This is a genomic window from Bradyrhizobium sp. 2S1 (assembly GCF_011516625.5).
Taxonomy (GTDB): domain Bacteria; phylum Pseudomonadota; class Alphaproteobacteria; order Rhizobiales; family Xanthobacteraceae; genus Bradyrhizobium; species Bradyrhizobium septentrionale.
In genome coordinates, this window is sequence record NZ_CP147717.1 from 6130168 (window position 1) to 6152077 (window position 21910).

Annotated in this window: 15 protein-coding genes, 1 pseudogene and 2 riboswitches; of the genes and pseudogenes, 4 read left to right on the top strand and 12 right to left on the bottom strand. The window is 64.5% G+C overall.

The window, feature by feature from the left end; all coding sequences use genetic code 11:
- Positions 1–167: 167 nt before the first annotated feature.
- The 3 genes from HAP54_RS29070 (at position 168) to HAP54_RS29080 (ending at position 3917) form a co-directional block, all read left to right on the top strand.
- Entirely contained in the window at positions 168–779 is a 612-nt protein-coding gene (locus tag HAP54_RS29070; RefSeq protein WP_166306309.1) for a 2-hydroxychromene-2-carboxylate isomerase, read from the top strand.
- Positions 779–1759, top strand: coding sequence for an NADPH:quinone oxidoreductase family protein (locus HAP54_RS29075; RefSeq protein ID WP_166306312.1), 981 nt, complete (start codon positions 779–781; stop codon positions 1757–1759). The genes HAP54_RS29070 and HAP54_RS29075 overlap by 1 nt, the downstream gene beginning before the upstream one ends.
- A 112-nt stretch (positions 1760–1871) precedes the next feature.
- Positions 1872–3917, top strand: a complete 2046-nt coding sequence (locus HAP54_RS29080; protein WP_166306315.1) for a methyl-accepting chemotaxis protein — start codon at positions 1872–1874, stop codon at positions 3915–3917.
- Here the strand turns inward: HAP54_RS29080 and HAP54_RS29085 are convergent.
- The 11 genes and pseudogenes from HAP54_RS29085 to HAP54_RS29135 form a co-directional block, all read right to left on the bottom strand.
- Positions 3904–4596, bottom strand: a complete 693-nt coding sequence (locus HAP54_RS29085) for an esterase/lipase family protein (protein ID WP_166306318.1) — start codon at positions 4594–4596, stop codon at positions 3904–3906. The two genes, HAP54_RS29080 and HAP54_RS29085, sit on opposite strands and share 14 nt — an antisense overlap.
- Entirely contained in the window at positions 4593–5483 is an 891-nt protein-coding gene (locus tag HAP54_RS29090) for a crotonase/enoyl-CoA hydratase family protein (protein WP_166306321.1), read from the bottom strand. Before HAP54_RS29090 ends, HAP54_RS29085 begins: the two co-directional genes overlap by 4 nt.
- A gap of 139 nt (positions 5484–5622) precedes the next feature.
- Positions 5623–7041 (bottom strand): amidase, encoded by a 1419-nt coding sequence (locus HAP54_RS29095; RefSeq protein WP_166306324.1) that lies wholly within the window; start codon positions 7039–7041, stop codon positions 5623–5625.
- Positions 7034–8206, bottom strand: a complete 1173-nt coding sequence (locus tag HAP54_RS29100; RefSeq protein ID WP_166306327.1) for a M20 aminoacylase family protein — start codon at positions 8204–8206, stop codon at positions 7034–7036. The genes HAP54_RS29095 and HAP54_RS29100 overlap by 8 nt, the downstream gene beginning before the upstream one ends.
- A 5-nt stretch (positions 8207–8211) precedes the next feature.
- Positions 8212–9732, bottom strand: a complete 1521-nt coding sequence (locus HAP54_RS29105) for a M81 family metallopeptidase (RefSeq protein ID WP_166306330.1) — start codon at positions 9730–9732, stop codon at positions 8212–8214.
- Positions 9733–10000: 268 nt separating this feature from the next.
- Positions 10001–11650: an ABC transporter ATP-binding protein gene (locus HAP54_RS29110; RefSeq protein WP_166306333.1), complete on the bottom strand. Its 1650-nt coding sequence runs from the start codon at positions 11648–11650 to the stop codon at positions 10001–10003.
- Positions 11651–11806: 156 nt separating this feature from the next.
- Positions 11807–12694, bottom strand: coding sequence for an ABC transporter permease (locus HAP54_RS29115; RefSeq protein ID WP_166306336.1), 888 nt, complete (start codon positions 12692–12694; stop codon positions 11807–11809).
- Between the two features lie 3 nt (positions 12695–12697).
- On the bottom strand, positions 12698–13639 hold the full coding sequence (locus HAP54_RS29120; protein ID WP_029081540.1) for an ABC transporter permease: 942 nt from the start codon (positions 13637–13639) through the stop codon (positions 12698–12700).
- Between the two features lie 263 nt (positions 13640–13902).
- Complete coding sequence (locus HAP54_RS29125) at positions 13903–15174, bottom strand: ArgE/DapE family deacylase (RefSeq protein ID WP_166308532.1); 1272 nt, start codon at positions 15172–15174, stop codon at positions 13903–13905.
- 348 nt (positions 15175–15522) lie between these two features.
- Complete coding sequence (locus HAP54_RS29130) at positions 15523–16830, bottom strand: D-amino acid dehydrogenase (RefSeq protein ID WP_166306339.1); 1308 nt, start codon at positions 16828–16830, stop codon at positions 15523–15525.
- A gap of 65 nt (positions 16831–16895) precedes the next feature.
- Positions 16896–17011, bottom strand: a riboswitch (glycine riboswitch).
- 3 nt (positions 17012–17014) lie between these two features.
- Positions 17015–17121, bottom strand: a riboswitch (glycine riboswitch).
- 92 nt (positions 17122–17213) lie between these two features.
- A pseudogene (locus tag HAP54_RS29135) lies at positions 17214–18337 on the bottom strand (M20/M25/M40 family metallo-hydrolase).
- Positions 18338–18602: 265 nt separating this feature from the next.
- On the opposite strand from HAP54_RS29135, the gene HAP54_RS29140 reads away from it, so the two are divergent.
- Complete coding sequence (locus tag HAP54_RS29140) at positions 18603–20222, top strand: ABC transporter substrate-binding protein (RefSeq protein ID WP_166306342.1); 1620 nt, start codon at positions 18603–18605, stop codon at positions 20220–20222.
- A gap of 275 nt (positions 20223–20497) precedes the next feature.
- Here the strand turns inward: HAP54_RS29140 and HAP54_RS29145 are convergent, their stop codons facing one another.
- A complete protein-coding gene (locus tag HAP54_RS29145; protein WP_166204320.1) occupies positions 20498–21841 on the bottom strand; it encodes an IS1380-like element ISBdi2 family transposase in 1344 nt (447 codons plus the stop codon).
- Between the last annotated feature and the right edge of the window lie 69 nt (positions 21842–21910).

Sequence of the window (21910 nt, forward strand, 5' to 3'; positions counted from 1 at the left end):
TCATCCTGAGGTGCGAGCTCTTGCGAGCCTCGAAGGATGCGAAGCCGGAGGCCCTCCATCCTTCGAGGGCCGCTGAAGAAGCGGCCACCTCCAGCGACAAAGGCGAAGCCTTTGCGCGGGGATGACGGGAAAAGACAGCGCTACAAGCATGATAAAAAGGAAACGCCATGATCGAATTCTTCTTCGACTGTTCCAGCCCGTGGACCTATCTGGCCTGGCACAACATCCAGCCGATCGCGAAGGAGTTCGACGCTCCGATCAGCTGGCGGCCGATCCTGGTCGGCGGCATCTTCAACACCGTCAATCCGTCGGTCTACGCGCAGCGCGAGACGCCGGTGCCGCTGAAAGCGCGCTACATGAAGAAGGATCTCGCCGACTGGGCGCGCTCGGCCGGCCTTGCGATCAAGATGCCGCCGACCGTGTTCCCGGTGAACAGCGTGAAGGCGATGCGCGGCTGCATCCTTCTCGGCAACGAGAAGATGGTGCCGTTCGCGCGCGCCGTGTTCGAGGCCTATTGGGGCGATGACAAGGACATCTCGCAGGATGCGGTGCTGGCCGAGATCTGCACCAAGGTCGGGATCGATCCCGCAAAATTCCTTGCCGGCATCGGCGATCAGGCGATCAAGGACCAGCTCAAGGCCAACACCGAGGAGGTGATGGCGCGCGGCGGCTTCGGCTCGCCCACGATCTATCTCGACAAGACCGACATGTATTTCGGCAACGACCGCCTGCCGCTGATCCGCGAGGCGCTGGCACGTCTCAAGGCGCGAGCTGCCTGATGCCGAAAGCCGTTGTTTGCCGCGAGCTCGGGCCGCCCGAGCGCCTGCAGCTGGAAAACTTCGCCTCGGTGCCGCTGAAGCCGGGCGAGGTGCGCGTTGCGATCCGCGCCGCCGGGATCAATTTCCCCGACATCCTGATGGCTGCGGGCGAGTACCAGCTCAAGCCGCCGCTGCCGTTCACGCCGGGCTCGGAAGCCGCCGGCGATGTCGTCGAGGTCAACGATGCCGCTGGCGTCGCCGTCGGCGACAAGGTGATCGTCAAGATGCGCTTCGGCGCCTATTGCGATGAGACGGTTGCTGTGCCGTCGCAGCTCGTGCCGGTGCCGGTGCCGTCGACCTTCGACTATGCGGAAGGTGCGACCTTCCTTGCCGCGCACGGCACGGCGTATCACGCGCTGATCGATCGCGGGCAGATCCAGCCGGGCGAGGTGCTGCTGGTGCACGGCGCCGGCGGCGGCGTCGGGCTTGCCGCGGTCGAGATCGGCAAGCTGCTCGGCGCCACCGTGATCGCGGCGGCCTCCAGCGAGGAGAAGCTTGCGATCGCCAAGGCGCGCGGCGCGGATCATCTCGTGCTCTATGCGCGCGAGCCGTTTCGTGACGCGGTCAAGCGTCTCACCGACGGCCGTGGCGCCGATGTGGTGTTCGATCCGGTCGGCGGTGAGGTGTTCGAGAATTCGATGCGCTGCATCAACTGGGGTGCGCGGATTCTCGTCGTCGGCTTCACCGGCGGCATCGGCCTCGCCCGCACCAATCTGTTGATGATCAAGGGCGCGAGCGTGCTCGGCGTCCGCGCCGGCGAAGCGGTGCGGAAGAACCCCGCGCTCGGCGAGGTCTGGATCAAGGCGCTGAGCGCGTGGGCCAAGGCGGGCCGGGTGCGGCCAAATATCTCACACCGGCTGCCGCTGGAGGATTATGCGAAGGCGATGCGGCTGCTGATCGAACGTAAGGCCATCGGGCGTGTGGCGTTGATCACCCGGTAGAACTACGTGCCTTGCACACGTTCTGCGCAGCGCCTGCTCAAAACTTTAGCGGCGCTGCGGCAGGGCTTTTTTACCAATCGAATGTAGGCATGATCCAACCGGGGGTTGAGTCATGTTCAAGAACACCAAGATACTTTATCGCATTGCTTTCTCCGCCTTGCTGCCGCTGTTCGCATTTGCAGCACTGGCAATCTACGACATCTCGGCGAAGTGGTCGGTTCGAACAGATATCGCACGCATCCAGCCGATTGCCGAAGGCGTCGGCAAGCTCAGCCGGCTGGTGCACGAACTGCAGCGCGAGCGCGGCTTGTCGTCGGCCTATCTCGGCAGCAAGGGCGTCCAGATGCGAAGCGAGCTCGGCGAGCAGCGCAAGCGAACCGACGCAGACCGGACGGTCGCCACGTCAGTGCTCGCCGGCCTGAAGCAATCAGGAGCAGCGGAACTTGCCGCGGCCGCGCAGGCTGCCCAGGACGGCCTTGGCCAGCTTGACCCGCGTCGCACCGACATCGATGGGCTTGCGATCGCGCCGCCGGCCGCCATTGGCTATCTCACCGATACGATCGGCCGTCTGATCACCGTGATCACCGGTATCGCCAAGCTCAGCAGCGACGACGACATCTCGAAATCCATCGCCGCCTACGCCAATTTGATCGAGGGCAAGGAGCGCGCAGGGCAGGAGCGCGCGACCGTCGCCGGCGGCATCGCGGCGGGCCGGTTAGAACCTCAGCTCTATGTGCGCGCGGTAGGACTTGCAGCGGCCCAGGAGAGCTTCTTCAGCGCGTTCCGTGCAGCCGCGTCGCGCGAGGCGCGCGAGCTGTTCAGCCGGACGATGTCGGGCGGCGCCATCGACACCTTCAACGCCATGCGCAAGACGGTGGAGCAGGGCGGGCTCGCGGGCGACTTCAAGTCGCTCGACGGCAAATCATGGTTCGATGCCGCCACAGTCCGGATCGACATGCTCAAGATGGTCGAGGACGGTCTCGCCGCTGAATTGTCGCGCCTTATGGCGGACAAGAAGGAAGAGGCGACCATGAGCCTCGGTATCATCGCCGGCCTGATGCTGCTGGCGCTACTGGTGGGATCGCTCGCGGTGCTGGCGATGGCGGGCAGCATCACCGGGCCGATCAACACGCTGGCGTCCAATATGACGAGGCTGGCCGAAGGGAATCTCGATCTCAAGGTCGACTCCACCGATCGCGGCGACGAGATCGGCGTAATGGCGCGGGCAGTCCGGTTCTTCAAGGAGAGCATGATCCGCTCGGCCGAGCTTGCCGCGAAGGATAGCGAAGCCCTCAACCAGCGTGCGGCCCGCGCAGCACGCGTCGGCGAACTCACCAATCAATTTCATGACGACATCGGCGCGGTCATCGACGCCGTGATATCGGCGTCATCACAGCTCGAGGCAACGGCTGCACTGATGAACAGGAGCGCCGGCAAGACCAGCGAACAGGCAGCGAACGTCGCCGAAGCGACGCAGGCGGCGTCCAGCAACATGCAGACTGTCGCGGCTGCGACCGAGGAACTGTCAGGCTCGGTCGGCGAGATCGGGCGTCAGGTGACGCAATCGGCGCAAATCGCGCAGCGTGCGGCGGCCGACGGTCGGCGCACCAATGAGACGGTGCAGGGTCTCTCCGCCGCCGCGGAGAAGATCGGCGACGTCGTCAAGCTGATCAGCGAGATCGCGAGCCAGACCAATTTGCTGGCGCTCAATGCGACTATCGAGGCAGCGCGCGCGGGCGATGCCGGCCGCGGCTTTGCCGTGGTCGCCGCCGAGGTGAAGACGCTTGCGGAACAGACCGCCAAGGCGACCGACGATATCCGGGCGCAGATTGGGGCGATCCAGGCTACGTCAGGCGATGTTGTGACCGCGATCCGGAGCATGACCGTCACGATCGACGAGATCAACGAGATCGCCTCGTCGATCGCCAGCGCGGTCGAGGAGCAGGGCGCAGCGACCCAGGAGATCGCGCGCAACGTCCAGCACGCGGCAAAAGGAACCGGCGATATCTCGGCCAATATCGGTGCGGTTACCGGTGCTGCCGAGGAGTCCGGGGCAGCGGCGAGTCAGGTGCTCGGCGCTTCGGAAGAACTGTCGCGGCAGTCGGCCCGGATGCGCAATCAGGTCGAGAGCTTCATCGGCAGAATCAAGGCTGCCTGATCACTGCTTCTCTTGCGAACTGCCCGGTTTGCAGGAACGCAATCGTCTGCGCGATCGCGTCCGCGTTGCGCACCAGCCAGGGGTGCGAGGTACGGATCACGATGTGATCGGCCATGCCGTCGAGCCTGGTGTTGGCGACCGACACCCGTCCGTCATGCGGTCGCGGCAGGCCGATGGACGTGATCGGATAGACCGAGCGGTTGCCGGCGATGATGCCGGTCGGGTAATCGATCGCCGGCAGCAGCGCGCTGGTCGCGGCATCGCGGCGGGTGACGAGCTGCTGGCCGGCCGGGCCGAAGAAGGCGCGATAGGCAGCAAGGTTTTTCAGGCGGTCGGCGATCTCGCTGCCGCCATTCGGCGTGCCCAGCATCACGACGCGGCCAAGTCGCGCCGGGCGATGTTGTGCCAGATAGACGCGTGCCAGAAGCCCGCCCATCGAATGGCAGACGAAATGCACGGCGCCGTCGAGGCTGTGCGCGAACCGGTCGAGCGCCGGATGGATGTCTTCCGCCAGCGCATCGAGCGGCTTGCGCCGGCTGTCATAGTCGAGATTGAGGGTGGCAAAGCCGGCATCATCAAGCGCCAGCTCCATCCTGCGAAACGAGCGCGCCGTCCTGCCGATGCCGTGCAGCAGGACGACGCCGTCAGATGGAGACGCCGCGGGACGCCGCTCGCTCACTTATAGTCGCGCTCTTGCCACCACGGGAAATAGTCGGGCATGTCAGACGACACCTTGTTCTTGAACTGCGCAGGGCGCTTTTCCAGGAACGACACCACGCCTTCCTTGACGTCGTCGGAGCGGCCGCGGGCATAGATGCCGCGGCTGTCGACCTTGTGCGCCTCCATCGGATCATCGGCGCCCATCATCCGCCACATCATCTGGCGGATCAGCGCCACCGACACCGGCGCGGTCTTGGCCGCGAACTCCTTGGCGAGCGCGCGCGCGGTCGGCAGCAGGTCGTCCGGCGGCACCACCTTGCTGACGAGCCGGCCGGCGAGCGCTTCCTGCGCCGGGAAGACGCGGCCGGAATAGCACCATTCCAGCGCCTGCGAGATGCCGACGATGCGCGGCAGGAACCAGCTCGAGGCGGCCTCCGGCACGATGCCGCGCTGGGAGAACACGAAGCCGAAGCGCGCCGCCTCCGACGCGATGCGGATATCCATCGCGAGCTGCATGGTGACGCCGATGCCGACGGCGGGACCGTTCACCGCGGCGATCACCGGCTTCAGGCACTTGAAGATGCGCAGCGTCACCTGGCCGCCGCCGTCGCGCACCTGCGGATCGCTGTAGTCGACGCTGCCGTCGGCATGCCGCTTGACCGGACCGCGCCGCGCATCGCGGTCGAAGGTGTTGGCACCGGAGGACAGGTCGGCGCCGGCACAGAAGCCGCGGCCGGCACCGGTCACGATGATGGCCCTGACATCGTCGTCCTTGTCGGCTTTGTCGAACGCGTCGATCAGCTCCTGCTGCATCGTCGCGTTGAAGGCGTTGAGCTTGTCGGGCCGGTTCAGCGTGATGGTCAGGATCTGCTCGGCGACCTCGTACTTGATCGTCTCATACGCCATGGGGATGATTTCCTCTCGGTTTTCTTGAATAGGCGGCGCTACGCGCGTCTCCATCCAGTTAACCCGGCAATCATCCCTTGTGAAGAAGTCGGATGCGCGGCGTGGCCCCGCGCCGCGCATCGCGACTTGCGTTGAGGCGCTACTTCTTCGGCGGCGTCGGCCACGGCTTCTGCGGGCCGCGCAGGCCTTCGAAAGCCTTGCCCATGCCGAGCACGCCGATGTCGTCGAAGCGGCGGCCGATGATCTGGATGCCGATCGGAAAGCCCTTCTTGTCGTAGCCGCCGTTGATCGACAGCGCCGGGTTCTCCGACATATTCCACGGCACGGTAAAGCAGATGTGCTCGAACGGCTTTGCGGGGTCGTTGAGCGGGGCTGCGAACTCCGCCGGGAAGTTCACCACCGGCGACACCGGCGAGATCACATAGTCGAACTCGCAGAACAGTTTTGCGGCGGCCGCGCGGATCGCCATCGTCATGTTGAAGCCGCGCATCACATCGACACCGGAGAGCTTTGCGCCGGCCTCGGCCCAGCTGAGGATATAGGGCAGGGTCTTGCCGCGGTCGGCCTGCGGCAATTTCGACAGCTCGTCCCAGGTCCGCGCCCGCCAGAAATTGTCGAGGCCCTCGAGCATCTCCGGGGTCAGGATGCCGTCGATCTCGGTGATGACGGCGCCGGCGGATTCGAACGCCTTCGCCGCCTTGACGACGATTTCGCGCACCTCCTTCTCGACCTTCTGGCCGGATCCGGCGTCGAGCATCAGCCCGATGCGCAGCTTGCGCGGCGACTTCTCGATCGCCTTCCAGTTCACTTCCAGCGCCGGCAGGCTCATGCCGTCGCGGCGGTCGGGACGCGAGAGCACGCTCATCATCAGCGCGGCGTCGTCGACGGTGCGGGTCATCGGACCGGCAACGCGGCCGACATAGGGCGGATCAATCGGCACGCGGCCGAGGCTCGGCTTCAGGGCGACGAGGCCGCACCAGGAGGCCGGCAGCCGCACCGAGCCGCCGATATCGGTGCCGAGATGCAAGGGACCATAGCCTGCGGCACCGGCCGCGCCGGCGCCGGCGCTCGAGCCGCCCGGGTTCTTGCTGACATTCCAGGGATTGCGGGTGAGGGGATGTAACGACGACAGTCCCGACGACAGCATGCCGTAATCCGGCATCGTGGTCTTGGAGAAGATCACGCAGCCGGCTTCGCGCAGCCGCGCGGCAGGCGGCGCATCCTTTTCCGCCGGCGCGAGCTTGACGCTCGCGGCACCCAGCGGCACCGGCTGGCCCTTGGTCGCGACGTTGTCCTTGATGGTGACGGGCACGCCATCGAGCGTGCCGACCGGCTCGCCTTGTTGCCAGCGCTCGGTTGCGGTCTTGGCGACCTTTCGCGCCCCGTCAGGGTCGTACAGATACAGCGCCTTGATGTGCGGCTCCCAAGTCGCGACCTGGGAGATGATCTCCTCGAGCACCTCGGAGGGCGAGAACTGCTTGGCACGGTAGCCGGCGAGCAGGTCGACGGCCGTGAGATCGTGCAGCGAGGTGATGGTGTCCGGTTTCGGCTTATGCATGGGCACCTGCCGGCATGCGTTTCTCGATGATGCGGGCAAACATGCTGGCGCCGATCGGCAGGATCTTGTCGTCGAGAACGTAACCGGGATTGTGCACGGGCACTGAACCGTCATGACCGACCCAGAAATACGCGCCGGGAATGGCCTGCATCATGTCGGCGAAATCTTCGCTGCCCATCTTGGGTGTCGAGCGAGTGAGCACCTTGGCCGGATCGACGACGGTGCGCGCGACTTCCTCGACCACGCGGGACTGCTCTTCCTGATTCACCAGCACGCTGAACGTGTCGCGGATGTCAGCCTCGATCTCGACGTCATAGGCCGCGGCCATGCCGGCGCAGATCGCGCGCATGCGCTTGCGGATCAGGGCGCGGGTGTCGTCGTCGAAGGCGCGCACGGTGCCGCACAGCCAGGCTTCGCCCGGAATGACGTTGTAGGCGGAGCCGGAGTGAATCTGGGTGATCGAGACCACCGCCGGCTGCAGCGGATCGACATTGCGGCTGACGATCGACTGGATCGCCTGTCCAAGCGTCATCGCGATCACGACCGCATCCTTGGAGCGCTCCGGCATCGCGCCATGGGCGCCGTAGCCGTGGATCTTGATGTCGAAGAAGTCGGCACCGGCCATCGCCGGTCCCGGCAGGATGGCGATCTCGCCATGGTTCAGGTCGGGCGCGTTGTGCAGGCCATAGACCTCGTCGCAGGGGAACTGCTTGAACAGGCCGTCCTTGATCATGGCGCGGGCGCCGCCGAGGCCTTCCTCGGCCGGCTGGAAGATGAAATGCACGGTGCCGTCGAAATTGCGGGTCTCGGCGAGATAGCGCGCCGAGCCGAGCAGCATCGTTGTGTGGCCGTCATGGCCGCAGCCGTGGAAGCGGCCGGGAATGGTCGAACGCCACTTCAGATTGGTGTTCTCCTCCATCGGCAGCGCGTCCATATCGGCGCGCAGGCCGATCTTTTTGGTGCCGCCGCCCTTGCCCTTGAGCACACCGACCACGCCGGTGCCACCGAGGCCGCGATGCACCTCGATGCCCCAGCTCGTCAGCTTGTCGGCGACGATGCCGGAGGTGCGGACCTCTTCGAAGCCGATCTCGGGATGCGCATGCAGATCCCGTCTGATGGCAGTGAGTTCGTCGGCAAAACTGTCGATGCGCTCAATGGTCGGCATGGTTTCTATCCGTTTATGCGTGAAGGGGAGGTGGGTGTGAAAGTCGGGCCGTTTGGCTTGATACGGATGCCGGGACGCAAGTGTTTCCACGGCAGCGTGGCGGTATCGGCGGGCATCGCGCCCGGCGCGGCGCAGATCAGCAGCTTTTCGGCGATCGGCTCGAAATCGGCGCGGAAATGCACCGAGCTCTTGTTGACCAGGATCTTCTGCGCCGTCGGCTCGATGCCGACATAGCGGTACATCGACTGGTCGGCAAGCTGGGCCTTGTAGGAGCCGACCACGACGCGGACGTCGCCGATGCGCAGGCAGGCGGAAGGTCCCATGTCCATGTCGCGGCCACCGAAATAGGGGCCCGGTGCGACGAATTTGCCGTCCGAGAGCTTTTCGACCACGAAACTCTCCCGGTATGGCGCGTCACCGGGAATGCCGGACTTGCCGCCGAGTTCGAGCGTGACGGTCGCGCCGATCCCGGCGGTGTGCGCGGCCTTGGCCGATTGCGGGTCGTAGATCACGCCGGTCGCGGCACTCGCTCTGTTGCGCACCAGCGCGCGCAGCATGCCTGTCGTGTCGGAATCGCCGCCGGCGCCGGGATTGTCCTGGGTGTCGGCGATGATGATCGGCTTGCTCGCCGACTTCGCCAGTTCCATCGCCAGCTGGACGCCTTCGTCGGGCGAATAGATCCGGCCGTCGAAATCGTCCTCATGGCTCTCGACAAGCGCGACGATCTTGTCGGCGGCGGCATCCGCATCGGCTTGGGTCCGGCCATAGGCGAACACGCTCGGCCCGCAATCCCTGAAATCGGCCGCCGGGAAGCCCGGCGCAAATGACAGCGTCGGCACCGCGTCGCTCTCGAGGGCCGCGAGCTGTTGATAGATGCCCTTGGTCGGCTGGTCGTTGGTGCATTGCCAGCTGATCGGGATCAGGAACGGCAATTGCCGGAACGCCTTTGCGAAGCGCTGTTTTGTTTTCAGCAGGAGCGCCAGATGCCTGGCGCAGGCTTGGCCGGTGTCGGCCATATCGACATGCGGGTAGGTGCGGTAGGCGATCAACGCATCGGCATGCTCGATCATCTTGGGCGAGACGTTCGCATGCAGATCGAGGCTCACGACCAAGGGGAGGTCGTTGCCGATCACCTTGCGCACGCGGGCGAGGACTTCGCCTTCACCGTCGTCATAGTGCTCGGCGACCATGGCGCCGTGCAGGTCGAGATAGACCGCATCGATCGGCCCGGCCGCGGTAATGCCGTCGACCATTTCGGTCACGATCCGCTCATACGCATCCTTGCTCACATGCGCCGACGGGCTTGCCGCCGCGAAAATCGTCGGCACCAGCTCCCAGCCATTGGCTTCCGCCGCCTCGACAAAACCGGCGAGGCCTACATTGATCTTGCGCATGACCTTGAGCACATCGGCGCCATGCGTCATCGACGGCCAGCCGCCGCCGTGCACGAAGTCATCATAAGTTGCCTTCGTCGGTGCGAAGGTGTTGGTCTCGTGCAGGAAGCCGCCAACGGCAATGCGGGTCATCAAGTTGGTCTCGATACGTTTCTTCGATCATGATGCGAATGGAACGGCCCGCGCCACGATCTCGTCTCGTTGGTTGGAGCGCGATCTTTCGGAGAAGCCGGTATCCACCTTCCGGCTCACGCTCTAGCGCGCGACGTTAAGCGTGTCGTCGCGCCAAGCGCAAGCCGGGGAGCACTACCGGATTTGCATGCCCTATGGGCGTAAAGGCCCAAGGCCAGGTCATAAGGCCAGGTCATCAAGGCTAGGTCGTAAGGCTGCGGCTAAAGACCTAGGCCGTCGCCACAATGCCTTCCGAAACCGGGCGGAAATTCGCAAAATCCCAGCCGCGGCCGGGTGCGGCATCAAGTAGCGCGCGGGTATAGGCCTGCTGCGGATTGGTCAACACCTCGGCCGCTGGTCCCTGTTCCACGACGCGGCCGCGCTGCATCACGGCGACGTCGTCGCAGATTTGCGCGGCGACGCGCAGATCATGCGTGATGAACAACAGTGCGATGCCCAGACGCTGCTGGATTTCGTCAAGCAGGTTCAAAACCTGCGCCTGCACCGAGACGTCGAGTGCGGACACGGCTTCATCCGCCACCAGAACGTCGGGGTCGAGCGCCAGTGCGCGCGCGATCGCGATGCGCTGGCGCTGGCCGCCGGAGAACTGGTGCGGGTAGCGTGAGATCGCGTCGGGCGGCAAATGGACCAGCTCCAGCAGTTCGCGGGCTCGCGCCAGCGCGTCCTTGCGCGGCATGCCGTAATTGATCGGGCCCTCCGCAATGCTCTCGCCGACGGTGACGCGCGGATTGAGCGAGCGGTAGGGGTCCTGGAAGATGATCTGGATCTTCTGGCGATGCGGCTGCAACAGCCGCCGCGACAGATCCGAGATCTCGCGGCCGGCGAGGCGCACGCCGCCAGAGGTCGGATCGATCAGGCGGACGATGCAGCGCGCGACCGTCGACTTGCCGGAGCCGCTCTCGCCGACGATGCCGAGCGTGCGGCCCTTGCGCAGTGTGAGCGTGACGTTGCTGGCGGCCGCGACTTCACGGGCTTTGCCGTACAGCGACCGCTCCCGGTAGACCTTGCTGAGCTCGTTGGCCTCCAGCACCACCGGCTCCTTGGTCTCCGGGCGGGGCGCCCGCGGCACCAGGCTCGGCACGGCGGACAGCAGGTTGCGGGTGTACTCCATCGTCGGATTGCGCAGCACGCCCTCGAGCGGGCCGGTCTCGACCAGCCGGCCGTGCCGCATCACCGACACGCGATCGGCGATCTCGGCCACCACGCCCATGTCGTGGGTGATGAACAGCACCGCGGTGCCGTGATCGCGCTGCAGGTCGCGGATCAGGGTGAGGATCTGCTTCTGGGTGGTGACGTCGAGCGCGGTGGTCGGCTCGTCGGCGATCAGGAGCTTTGGTTCCAGCACCAGCGCCATCGCGATCATGATGCGCTGGCGCTGTCCGCCCGACAGGCGGTGCGGGTAGGACGAGAAGATGCGCTCCACGTCCGGCAGCCGCACATGCTCCATCATGGCCAGGATCTTCTGGCGCCGCGCGCGGGCGTCGAGATCGGTATGGGCGCGCAGCACCTCGTCGATCTGGCGCCCGACCGGCACGACCGGGTTGAGCGCGGTCATCGGCTCCTGGAAGATCATCGCCATCCGCGTGGCGCGCAATTGCCGCAGCCGCCGGTCGCTGGCGGTGAGCAGTTCCTCGCCGACCAGTTTGACGCTGCCGCCCGAGGGCACCAGCGTACCCTTCTGCAGCAGGCCCATCACGGTCAAGGAGGTCACCGACTTGCCGGAGCCGCTTTCGCCGACCAGGCAGAGCGTCTCGCCTTCGCGCACTTGCAGCGAGAGGTCGTCGATGATGCGGTGCGCATCCTGCTTGCGGCCGAGGCCGACGACGAGATTGTTGATGTCGAGGACGACGTTGGTCATGTCAGGCTCTCTTGACGCTATTGCGGGGAGCGAAACGACGGCAATTATCGGCTGTCATTCCGGGATGGTGCGCTAGCACCAGACCCGGAATCTCGAGATTCCGGGCTCGATGCTTTGCATCGCCCCGGAATGACGGCTTCAGAAGGGCTGAAGCCGTCACTTGCCCTCACGCTGCTTCATGCGGGGATCGAGCGCGTCGCGGGCGGCGTCGCCGATCAGGTTGATGCTGAGAATGGCGATCGAGAGCAGGAGCCCCGGCCAGAAGATCAGCGAGGGCTTGACCTGAAAATAGGCGCGGCCCTCGGCCATGATGTTGCCCCAGGTCGGCGTTTCCGGCGAGATGCCGGCGCCGAGGAACGACAGGATCGCCTCGGTCAGGATCGCGGATGCACAGACATAGGTGCCTTGCACGATCAGCGGCGCGATCGTGTTCGGCATCAAATGCCGCCACATGATCTTGGGCAGGCTGGAGCCGAGCGAGATCGCGGCCTCGACATAGGGCTCTTCGCGTGCGGTCAGCACCACCGCGCGCACCAGCCGCGCCACGCGCGGGATCTCGGGGATGGTGATCGCGATCATCACGGTCCAGATGCTGGCGCCCGACAGCGACACCACGGCGATCGCGAGCAGGATGGCGGGGATCGCCATCAAGCCGTCCATCACACGCATCATCACCGCATCGACCCAGCGGAAGAAGCCGGCGACGAGGCCGATCAGCAGCCCGACGGCGATCGAGCAGACGGCGGCGCCGAGCCCGATCACCAGCGAGATCCGCGCGCCATAGATGACGCGCGACAACAGGTCGCGTCCATAGGCGTCGGTGCCGAGCAGGTATTGCGCGCTCGACGGCTTCAGCCGCTGCGACGGCGTCAGCAGCAGCGGATCGTGCGGCGCGAGCAGCGGCGCGAAGATCGCCATCAGGATGATGAGCGCGAGGCAGATCGTCGCAACCGCGATGATCGGCGTCGAGGTGAGGAAGCCGAGCTTGACGCGGAGCGGCCGCGTGACGGGAATAGAGGATTCGGGAAGGGTTTCGATCGCCATTGCTCAGTACCGGATACGAGGATCGAGCAGGGTGTAGGCGAGGTCGATCAACAGATTGACCGCGACATAGATACCCGACGTCAGAAGGATCATCGCCTGGATCACCGGATAATCGCGCGCCAGCACCGCATCGACGGTGAGGCGGCCGATGCCGGGCAGGTTGAACACGCTCTCGGTGACCACGACGCCGGAGATCAGGAGCGCGAAGCCGGAACCGATCACGGTGATGACCGGAACCGCGGCGTTGCGCAGCGCATGGCGCAGCAGCACGCCGGTCTCGCCGATGCCCTTGGCGCGTGCCGTGCGCACGTAATCCTCACCCAGCACATCGAGCATCGAGGCCCGTGTCATGCGCGCGATCAGCGCGACATAGATGAAGGAGAGCGTACAGGTTGGCAGGATGATGCGCTCGAAGAACGGACCGAAGCCGGCCGAGATGCTCTTGAAGCCCTGCACCGGCACCCAGCGCAGATCGATCGCAAAGATCTGGATCAGCACATAGCCGATCACGAACACCGGCACCGAGAAGCCAAGCACCGAGAGCCCCATCACGAAGCGATCGATCCAGGTGCCGTGCTTCCACGCCGCGATCACGCCGAGCGGCACCGCGACCAGGATCGAGAGGATGATGGTGGCGAGCGCAACCGAAATCGAGGGTTCGAGGCGCGGGCCGATCATCTCGAGGATCGGCTTGTTCGAGATCAGGGAGACACCGAGGTCGCCGTGCAGCAGTCTGGCGACCCAGGTGTAGAACTGGATGTAGATCGGCTCGTTGAGACCAAGCGAGGTCCTGATGCGTTCGAGCTGTTCCGGCGTCGCATTGTCGCCGGCGAGAATTGCGGCGGGGTCGCCCGGCGTCAGCCGCAGCAACAGGAACACGAACAGGGCCACCACGCCCATCACGGGAACGGCGGCGAGGATGCGGCGGATGAGATAGCCGATCATCGCTGCTATCTCCTGTCGTCAGGCGGTGTGAAGCGAAGGCTGGGCCGCATCATACTCATGGTGTCCCCGTGATGTGTCTCATGCGCTTCTGCGTCTTCTCTCAAAGCTAGCGCGAAAGTGATGAATTTGCAGGCAAATACTGTGCCAATGGCGACGCTATATCAAGGCGCGGTTCGGGCTGTTGGAAGCCTCCCTTGGTCTGAAGCTGCTATTTCGAATTGCACATTTCGTCACGCGCCACCGACCTGAAACCACAAGTCGATTCACGCTCTCATCGCGCCGCACCAGTTGGCGACGAACAATGCGATGCTCTGCGTTGTCTTGCGAAGGCTGTCGAGCTCGACGCGTTCGTTGAACGCATGCGGGCCGATGCCGTAAGGACCATAGCAAAGGGCAGGGATGCCATAGTCGACGCAATAGTAGCGGGTGTCGTTGACGGCGGTAGACAGGCGCTCCTGCATTGGAGCCTGGAAGACGGAATGATGGGCGGCCGACAGAGCTGCTTCCGCTTCGCTGCCAGGCTCGCACACCGCCGGGTCCGCCTGAAAACCACTCCACACGAGCTCAGCCGGATTGTCGGACAGGAAGTCGTCGGCCTTGTGCGCCTCGGCCAGGCATTCCTCGATGCCACGCATCGCCTCTCGCGGTGTCTCGCCCGGCAGCAGACCGAGCCGGCAATCCAGCTCGCACCACGCCGCGGTCGAACTGGCCCAATCGCCGCCTTTGATGATCCCGACATTGAACTTGATCGGATTCTTGACGGTGCGGAACCAGCTGTTGTCGAGCGCCCGGGCATTGAGCGTTTTGGTGTAATCCTGGAACGCGCGCACCAGATGCATCGCCGACAGGATGGCGCTCGTACCCGCCTCGGAATAGGCGACATGCACCGGCGTGCCGCGCACGCGCAGGCGAAACCAGATGGCGCCGACCTGGGCGCGCGTCAGCGTGTGTCCGGTCGGTTCGGGAATAAGGCAGGCGTCGGCGCGATAGCCGCGCATCAGAGTGGACAATGCGCCGTTGCCGGTGCTCTCTTCCTCGGTCACGGTCTGCAGATGGACGCGCCCGCCCGGGGCATAGCCGGCGTCTCTGATAGCATCGAGCGCGAAGATCATTGCCGAGACACCGGCCTTCATGTCTTGCGCGCCACGCCCGAACATCCAGCCGTCGCGCACGGCGCCTGCGAACGGCGGCTGGTCCCAGAGGTCAGCGGGCCCCTCCGGCACCACGTCGATATGACCTTGCAAGATCAGGCTACGCCCGCTGCCTTTGCTGTTCTTCGTCGCAACAACCTGCTGCGATCCGGCAAGATCGATGCCGTCCATTGGCGCAGCCTTCGGATGGCTCATCAGATTGACGTCCGCAAGGCTGAACACATCGACGTCGTAGCGGCGCTTTGCGAACTGCTCGGCCAGCCAAAGTTGTTGCGGCGCTTCCTGTCCGCGCAAGCTGCGGAACTGCACCATGCGCGACAGGAACGCGATCTGATCGTCGAAGTTTCGGTCGACGGCCGCGCACAGCTCTGCGGCAATCTGAATCCGGCTTGGTCAACGTCTCAGTTGTCATGTCGTGCCTTTCGTGGAGCCCTGTGCAGAAGGCTGAGCGTTGACTGTTTTGGAAAGGCGGCGCACGCAGTCGGTGCGCGTGCCGGTGGCGCGGTTACGCATCGGTCCGCCGAAGAGATCGCTGCCGGCATCCATGTCGTTCAGGATTCCGCGCCGGACCGCAATGTCATGCGTGCTCACCACCCCAATGCGCATTGTCCCCTCCCGCGATGAAGCGCTTTTTCCCATTGTGACGCTAGTTCCTATCACGCGGCGCTTCTCAGCGAATTCCGACTTGGCCATACGCAAATACGCTCATATTCTTCCTCTTCGGCCGGGTAATTAGGGGAAAGCTGCGCGGGTGGTCTCGGTCGTATCGACCTGCGACGGCACCATTGAAGGCGTGTCGAGGTCGCTCCAATCATCGATCGCCCCTGCTACCATCTGCGCCGTCGCGGCCGAGAGCGTCCAGCCGAGATGACCGTGGCCCGTATTGTAGAACACGCCCGGAATCCGTCCGGCGCGAACCACCGGCATCATGTTCGGCATCATCGGGCGCAGGCCCGCCCATGGCACGATCTTCGAGGTGTCGATCCCGGGGAAATGCTGTCGCACCCAGTCCACCAGCGGCTGGATCCGGTCGGCGCGAATGTCGCGGTTGAAGCCGTTGAACTCGGCGGTGCCGGCGACGCGGAAGCGGTCGGCGCCGAGCCGGCTGGTGACGATTTTCGCAGCTTCATCGAGCAGGCTGACGGTCGGCGCAGCGTCGCGGCTTTGCGGCGCATCGAGCTGCACGGTGATCGAATAACCCTTCACCGGATAGACATTGACGCGGTCGTTCAGCATGCCAGCGAAGTGACGGCTCGCCACCCCGGCGCAGATGACGATGCCATCGGCCTGCAACTCATGCTGCGTCGCGACGTCAGCATCATGCGAAGCGGCTTCGTTCCAACTGACGCGGAAGCCGTCGTCGCCTCGCGCGATCGCATCGACATCGGCTTCGTGGATGAAGCTCGCGCCGCGGCGGATGCAGGCGTCGGCAAGTCCGCGGGTGAACTTGTGGATATCGCCGGTCGCGTCCGACGGCGTGAAGAAGCCGCCATAGCAGGCCGTCTGCAGCGCAGGTTCGATTGTGCGGATTTCGTCAGGGGTCACCGGCCGGCGGTCGAGCCCGCCTTGCTGCAGCAGCGTGTTGACCCGCAGGCCCGCTTCGAAGCCGGCCTTGTCGTGATAGACGTGCAGGATGCCGCGGCGTTCGAGATCGAAGGCGATGTTCTCGCGCTGTGCGATCGAGAAAAGATGTTTGCGCGCTTCGATGGCGAGCCGCGTGGTCTCGATGGTGTTGCTGCGATAGCGGCCGATGTGGCCGACGAACTCGCCGATCCAGGAATATTTGTGCCAGCTCGGCTTCGGGTTCATCAAGAGCGGCGCGTCGCTTCTGAGCATCCAGCGCAGCCCCTTGAGAATGGTCGCGGCGCTGTTCCAGACTTCCGCGTTGCTGGCGGAGAGCTGTCCGCCATTGGCGAACGAGGTTTCCATCGCGGCGTAGCGATGCCTGTCGAGGACAGTCACCCGGTAGCCGCGTTCGAGCAGGGCATAGGCCGTCGTCACGCCGGTGATGCCGGCGCCAATGATCGCAATGTGAGGCATGATAGTCTTCAGGCTCCCGTGGGTTAGAGTCGCCGAACCACCGGTGAAACCGGCATCGGCGCCCCATCTGTCACGGTACCTGAGAGCTTGATCCGCATCGGGCCGCAGCCCAATAGCGAACTATCCCCTTCGGTGGACGTCATGGCCCTTGATGTGCGGCCATATTCGTCTCTCTCCAGATCGTCCTGACGATACAGTCCTTTTGCCTGAGAGTTTCCGGGGCGGTTGCTCCGTCGGCGCCGAAGCCAACAACACGCATGTTGTTGCTCCGATCTCTCCCGCATCGTCGTGTTGGACGGCCGGACCGTAGGCGAAGCCTGAAAATTGGACAAGGCTAAATTTCGATCCGGCAGTGCCAACGTGTTGTGCAGTGCAAATCGATGTCAGTCCAGCGTCGCCAGCAGTGCCGCCATCAGGCGGCCGCGTTCGGCGAGGCTGTCGACCTCGATATGTTCGTTGAGCGTATGCGCGTCTGCGCCGCGAACGCCGAGGCCGTCGAGCGTGGGGATGCCCATCGCACCGGTGAAGTTGCCGTCCGAGCCGCCGCCGGCGCTGCCATGCGGCAGATCGAGGCCCATCGCCGCCGCGAGGCCCTTTGCCTTTTCATAGAGCGCCATGGTGCCGGCATCCGGCTCCCACACCGGGCGGGTGACGCCGCGCGTCACCTTGAATGTCACGTCGTTGGCGGTGCCGGACAGCGCCAGCATGCGCTCGACGCCGCGGTCGAGATCGGCCTGGCGCTTGGCCATGCTGAGCGCTTCGCCGGTGCAGGTCGTCGCAACGCAATTGACCCATTGGCCGCCATGCACGATGCCGACCGAGAACGTGCAGTCCTCGGTGGTCATGCCGTCGATGGCGATGATCTGCCGGGCCATCTCGCGGATCGGCCCGACGACAGCGTCGCGCCGGCGTGGCTCGGCTTGCCTGTTGCTTCCAGATTGAAGCGCGCGATCGCGTAGCGACCGGTGACGACGCCGTTGTTCGGACGGCCGGGCTCCGGCACCAGCACATATTTGTTGCGCGCGGCTTCCGCCTCGATGATGTCGCGCGTCGACGGCGTGCCGACCTCTTCATCGGGGGTGAACAGCACCGTGATCGGCAGCGGTGTCGTGAAGGAGGCGCGCGCCAATTGCCGGATCGCCTCGACCGACAGATAGTTGCCGCCCTTCATGTCGAAGATGCCGGGCCCGAAACACTTGTTGCCTTCGCGCCGCCACTTCAGCTTCTCGATGGTGCCGACCGGGTGCACGGTGTCCAGATGGCCTGATATCAGGATGCCGGGCTGGCCTTGCTTCGGATGAGGAAAACGGGCGCGGACGCAGCCGGCAAAGCCCTGGCGACCGGCGATGCGCTCGATCGTCGCACCCATGATCGCCATCTCGCGTGCGGCAAGGTCGAGCATGCGTTCGACTGCCGCCGAATCCCAGGTCGGGCTCCCGCACTCCACCCAGCTACGCAGGCCCTGCAGCATTGTTTCGGAATCAAAGGGAAGATTGGCTGGGTTCATCGTTTTTCTCTCTTGTTGTTTTGATCGCGCCGGCATCGCGCGCGCGTTACGAAAATCTCAGCCGACGAATTTGTAAAGCCAAAATCTGGCGCGCGGCCTCATTCGTTTGTGTACGTCCGATCCCGCCCGAAACCGATTGACGCGCATTGCGCTTGGTGCAAGTCTCGATTTCACAAGCCATACAGCATGTTAGTTCGCCTAAATAACGAACCGCATGCATAACGAATAAGCCGGCTTTGACCAGTTTCACGTCAGGAGAGATTGCATGTTCCCTATCTCGCGTTGGAAGCACCGCACGCTTGCGGCTGCGTTGACGGCGCTTGCACTGTCGTTCGCGCCGCAGGAATTGTCATTTGCACCGCAGGCGATGGCTGCGGGCAAGACCATCACCGCGGTGATGCACTCGGATCTCCGCGTCATCGATCCGATCATGACCACCGCCTACATCACCCGCGATCATGGCTACATGATCTATGACACGCTGCTGGCGACGGATTCCAACTTCAAGATCCAGCCGCAGATGGCGGACTGGAAGGTCTCCGACGACAAGCTGACATACACGTTCACGCTGCGCGACGGCCTGAAGTGGCATGACGGTGCGCCGGTCACCGCGGAAGACTGCGTCGCCTCGCTGCAGCGCTGGGGCAAGGTCGACGGCATGGGCCAGAAGCTGATGGACTTCGTCGCGAGCCTGGAGGCGACCGACGCCAAGACCATCACGCTGAAGCTGAAGGAGCCTTACGGCCTCGTGCTCGAATCGATCGGCAAGCCGTCGTCGCGCGTGCCGTTCATGATGCCGAAGCGTCTCGCCGAGACGCCGCCGGACAAGCCGATCCCGGAACAGATCGGCTCCGGGCCGTTCAAATTCGTGCAGGCGGAATTCCAGCCGGGCGTGAAGGCGGTGTACGAGAAGAACAAGGACTACGTGCCGCGCAAGGAGCCGGCGAGCTGGACCGCAGGCGGCAAGGTCGTCAAGGTCGACCGCGTCGAGTGGGTCACGATGGCTGACGCGCAGACCGCGGTGAACGCGCTGCAGTCCGGCGACATCGATTTCATGGAGAACCTTCCGTTCGACATGCTGCCGGTGCTCGAAGCCAATCCGGATCTCAAGATCGACGTCCTGAACAAGTTCGGCTTCCAGACCCTTGGTCGCATGAACTTCCTCTATCCGCCGTTCGACAATCCGAAGGTGCGCCGCGCCGCGTTCCTGGCGATGAACCAGAAGGACGTGCTCGACGCGCTGGTCGGCAATGCGAAGTACCAGAAGATTTGCGGCGCCTTCTTCGTCTGCGGTACGCCGCTGGAGACCGACGTCGGTGCCGAAACGCTGGTGAAGGGCAACGGCATGGCGGAAGCCAAGAAGGCGCTTGCCGCGTCCGGCTATGACGGCACGCCCGTCGTCATCATGGGGCCGGGCGATGTGACCACGCTGAAGGCCCAGCCGATCGTCGTGGCGCAGCAGTTGCGCGATGCCGGCTTCAAGGTGGATTTCCAGGCCACCGATTGGCAGACCGTCGTGACCCGCCGCGCCAGCCAGAAGTCGCCGAAGGAAGGCGGCTGGAACATGTTCTTCACCAACTGGGTCGCAGCCGACGTCGCCGATCCGATCGTCAACGCGTCGATCTCCGGCCGTGGCAAGAACGGCGGCTGGTTCGGCTGGGCCGAGGATCCGAAGATCGAGGAGCTGCGCGACAAGTTCGCGCGCGCTGGCTCGGCCGAGGAAAAGAAGAAGATCGCCGCTGACATCCAGACCGAGGCCTACGATCAGGTGATCTACATCCCGCTCGGTCAGTACACGGTTCCAAGCGCCTGGCGGAAGTCGCTGACCGGCGTGCTCGACGGTCCGGCGACGCCGATCTTCTGGAATATCGACAAGTCCGAGTAGGGGTGCAGTCTTACTCACGACGAATGGCCGGGCGTTGTCCCGGCCATTTTCGTTTTGAGCTCGCGCCTCTAGAGCTTCGGTTCTGATTGAATCAGAACCGAAGCTCTAGCCCGTCCTATTCGTGAGAGTGCTTTTTTTAGTCCGATTGATGTGGCCGCACATCTGCTCTGACGAGGCGCGCGGGATTGCCTTCGGCTTTTCACCGCCTGACGACCCGTACTTTGCAACGCGCTTGAGGGATGGGTTGGGCGAACGGGGGGCGGACGCCCCGCCGGTCAAGGACCGAGCGGCAGCAGCGCGCCTGGCAAGCCGCGGATCAGGTCGGCTTCGGGACATGCCGCGGCAAACGCAAGGCGAATGCGGCTCGTGGTCTCGACGACACGGGCAGCGAGTTTCAAGAGACGAAGACGCAGCGTCGCGAACTCGGCTGTGGCCAATTCCCGGGCTTTGGGAATCGCGTCGCGCACGGTCAGCATCAGCCAATAAGCGGCGGTGTGGAGAACGAGGCGGACTTGATTGGCGAGCGCCGAACGGCAGCTGGTGCGATCGGAGGCGAGCTGTGTCTTATGCAGCTTGATCAGATTCTCGGCTTGGCCGCGCGCGCAATACAGGCTGTCGTAGATCCACTCGGCCGAGCCGACATCGAGGCTGGTGACGACGAAACGGATGTCGAGGCCGAGCATCGTCGCCTCAATACGGGCGACGGTACGCCGTTCGCGATCCCAGGACTTGGCCTTGTGGCGCGTCTCGGTATAGCCACGCAGAACCGGCAGGTTCTCGATGGCGCGTCGCGTGCGGATGTCGTCGGCGGCCTCGTCGAGTTTTCTGGCGAGCGGCTTGGTGCCGGACAGACCGAAGATGTAGTCGATGCCGTTGGTCTCGCACCACGCCATTGCCTCCGGCCGGGCATAGTGCCCGTCGCCACGGAACGTAATTCGCGTGTTGTGCCACCGCGTCCGGATATGCCGTATCAGGCGGCGCAGATGGGCACGCACCTCGACGCCGCCCGGCGTCTTGCCGGGCCGCAACACGACCGCCACGGGCCGGCTCTTCTCCGTGTCGTAGACGTGGATCGGCAGGAAGCAGCGTTCGTCATAATGAGCGTTGAACAGCGAGAGCTGCTGATGGCCGTGGACGACATCGCAGGTATCATCGATGTCGAGCGTGACGGATGCCGGCTCGCGCGGGTAGCTATCCATCCATGCGTCGACCAAAGTGTAGGTCAGTCGGATCACGTCGCGCAGGCGCGGAGCATTCTCCAGCCGCGACAGCGTCGGTTGGGAACACAGATCGCGACCCGTGTCCGGCAGCCGTCCGCAGGCCAGCTTGAATGCGGGATCGGACCGCAGATGATCGAGGTCGTCGGCGTCCTCGTAGCCGCAGCAGATCGCGAACATGCGCGCGCGGAACATATCGACAAGGCTGTGCACGACCCGCGTCGGATCGCGCCGATCCGGGAACACCCGGGCCAAATTGTCGGCCAAGCCGAGACGCCGCTCGGCCATCGCCAGAAGCATCACGCCCCCGTTCGAGGTCAGCCGACCGCCATCGAAGGCAGCTGTGACTTTCTTGGCGTGAACGGCTGGAAACGAGAAGGGCAGAATCGTATCATCGGTCATGGCGGGCCTGGCGTTCGCGGTTGAGGTGATGGGGTTGGCTTTGCAACCGAATCCTACGCCGCATCAGCG

Bases quoted from the DNA above. Each gene is read 5' to 3' on its own strand.
- HAP54_RS29070 (WP_166306309.1), top strand. From the start codon at position 168: ATGATCGAATTCTTCTTCGACTGTTCCAGCCCGTGGACCTATCTGGCC.
- HAP54_RS29075 (WP_166306312.1), top strand. From the start codon at position 779: ATGCCGAAAGCCGTTGTTTGCCGCGAGCTCGGGCCGCCCGAGCGCCTG.
- HAP54_RS29080 (WP_166306315.1), top strand. From the start codon at position 1,872: ATGTTCAAGAACACCAAGATACTTTATCGCATTGCTTTCTCCGCCTTG.
- HAP54_RS29090 (WP_166306321.1), bottom strand. From the start codon at position 5,483: ATGGCGTATGAGACGATCAAGTACGAGGTCGCCGAGCAGATCCTGACC.
- HAP54_RS29095 (WP_166306324.1), bottom strand. From the start codon at position 7,041: ATGCATAAGCCGAAACCGGACACCATCACCTCGCTGCACGATCTCACG.
- HAP54_RS29100 (WP_166306327.1), bottom strand. From the start codon at position 8,206: ATGCCGACCATTGAGCGCATCGACAGTTTTGCCGACGAACTCACTGCC.
- HAP54_RS29105 (WP_166306330.1), bottom strand. From the start codon at position 9,732: ATGACCCGCATTGCCGTTGGCGGCTTCCTGCACGAGACCAACACCTTC.
- HAP54_RS29110 (WP_166306333.1), bottom strand. From the start codon at position 11,650: ATGACCAACGTCGTCCTCGACATCAACAATCTCGTCGTCGGCCTCGGC.
- HAP54_RS29115 (WP_166306336.1), bottom strand. From the start codon at position 12,694: ATGGCGATCGAAACCCTTCCCGAATCCTCTATTCCCGTCACGCGGCCG.
- HAP54_RS29120 (WP_029081540.1), bottom strand. From the start codon at position 13,639: ATGATCGGCTATCTCATCCGCCGCATCCTCGCCGCCGTTCCCGTGATG.
- HAP54_RS29130 (WP_166306339.1), bottom strand. From the start codon at position 16,830: ATGCCTCACATTGCGATCATTGGCGCCGGCATCACCGGCGTGACGACG.
- HAP54_RS29140 (WP_166306342.1), top strand. From the start codon at position 18,603: ATGTTCCCTATCTCGCGTTGGAAGCACCGCACGCTTGCGGCTGCGTTG.
- HAP54_RS29145 (WP_166204320.1), bottom strand. From the start codon at position 21,841: ATGACCGATGATACGATTCTGCCCTTCTCGTTTCCAGCCGTTCACGCC.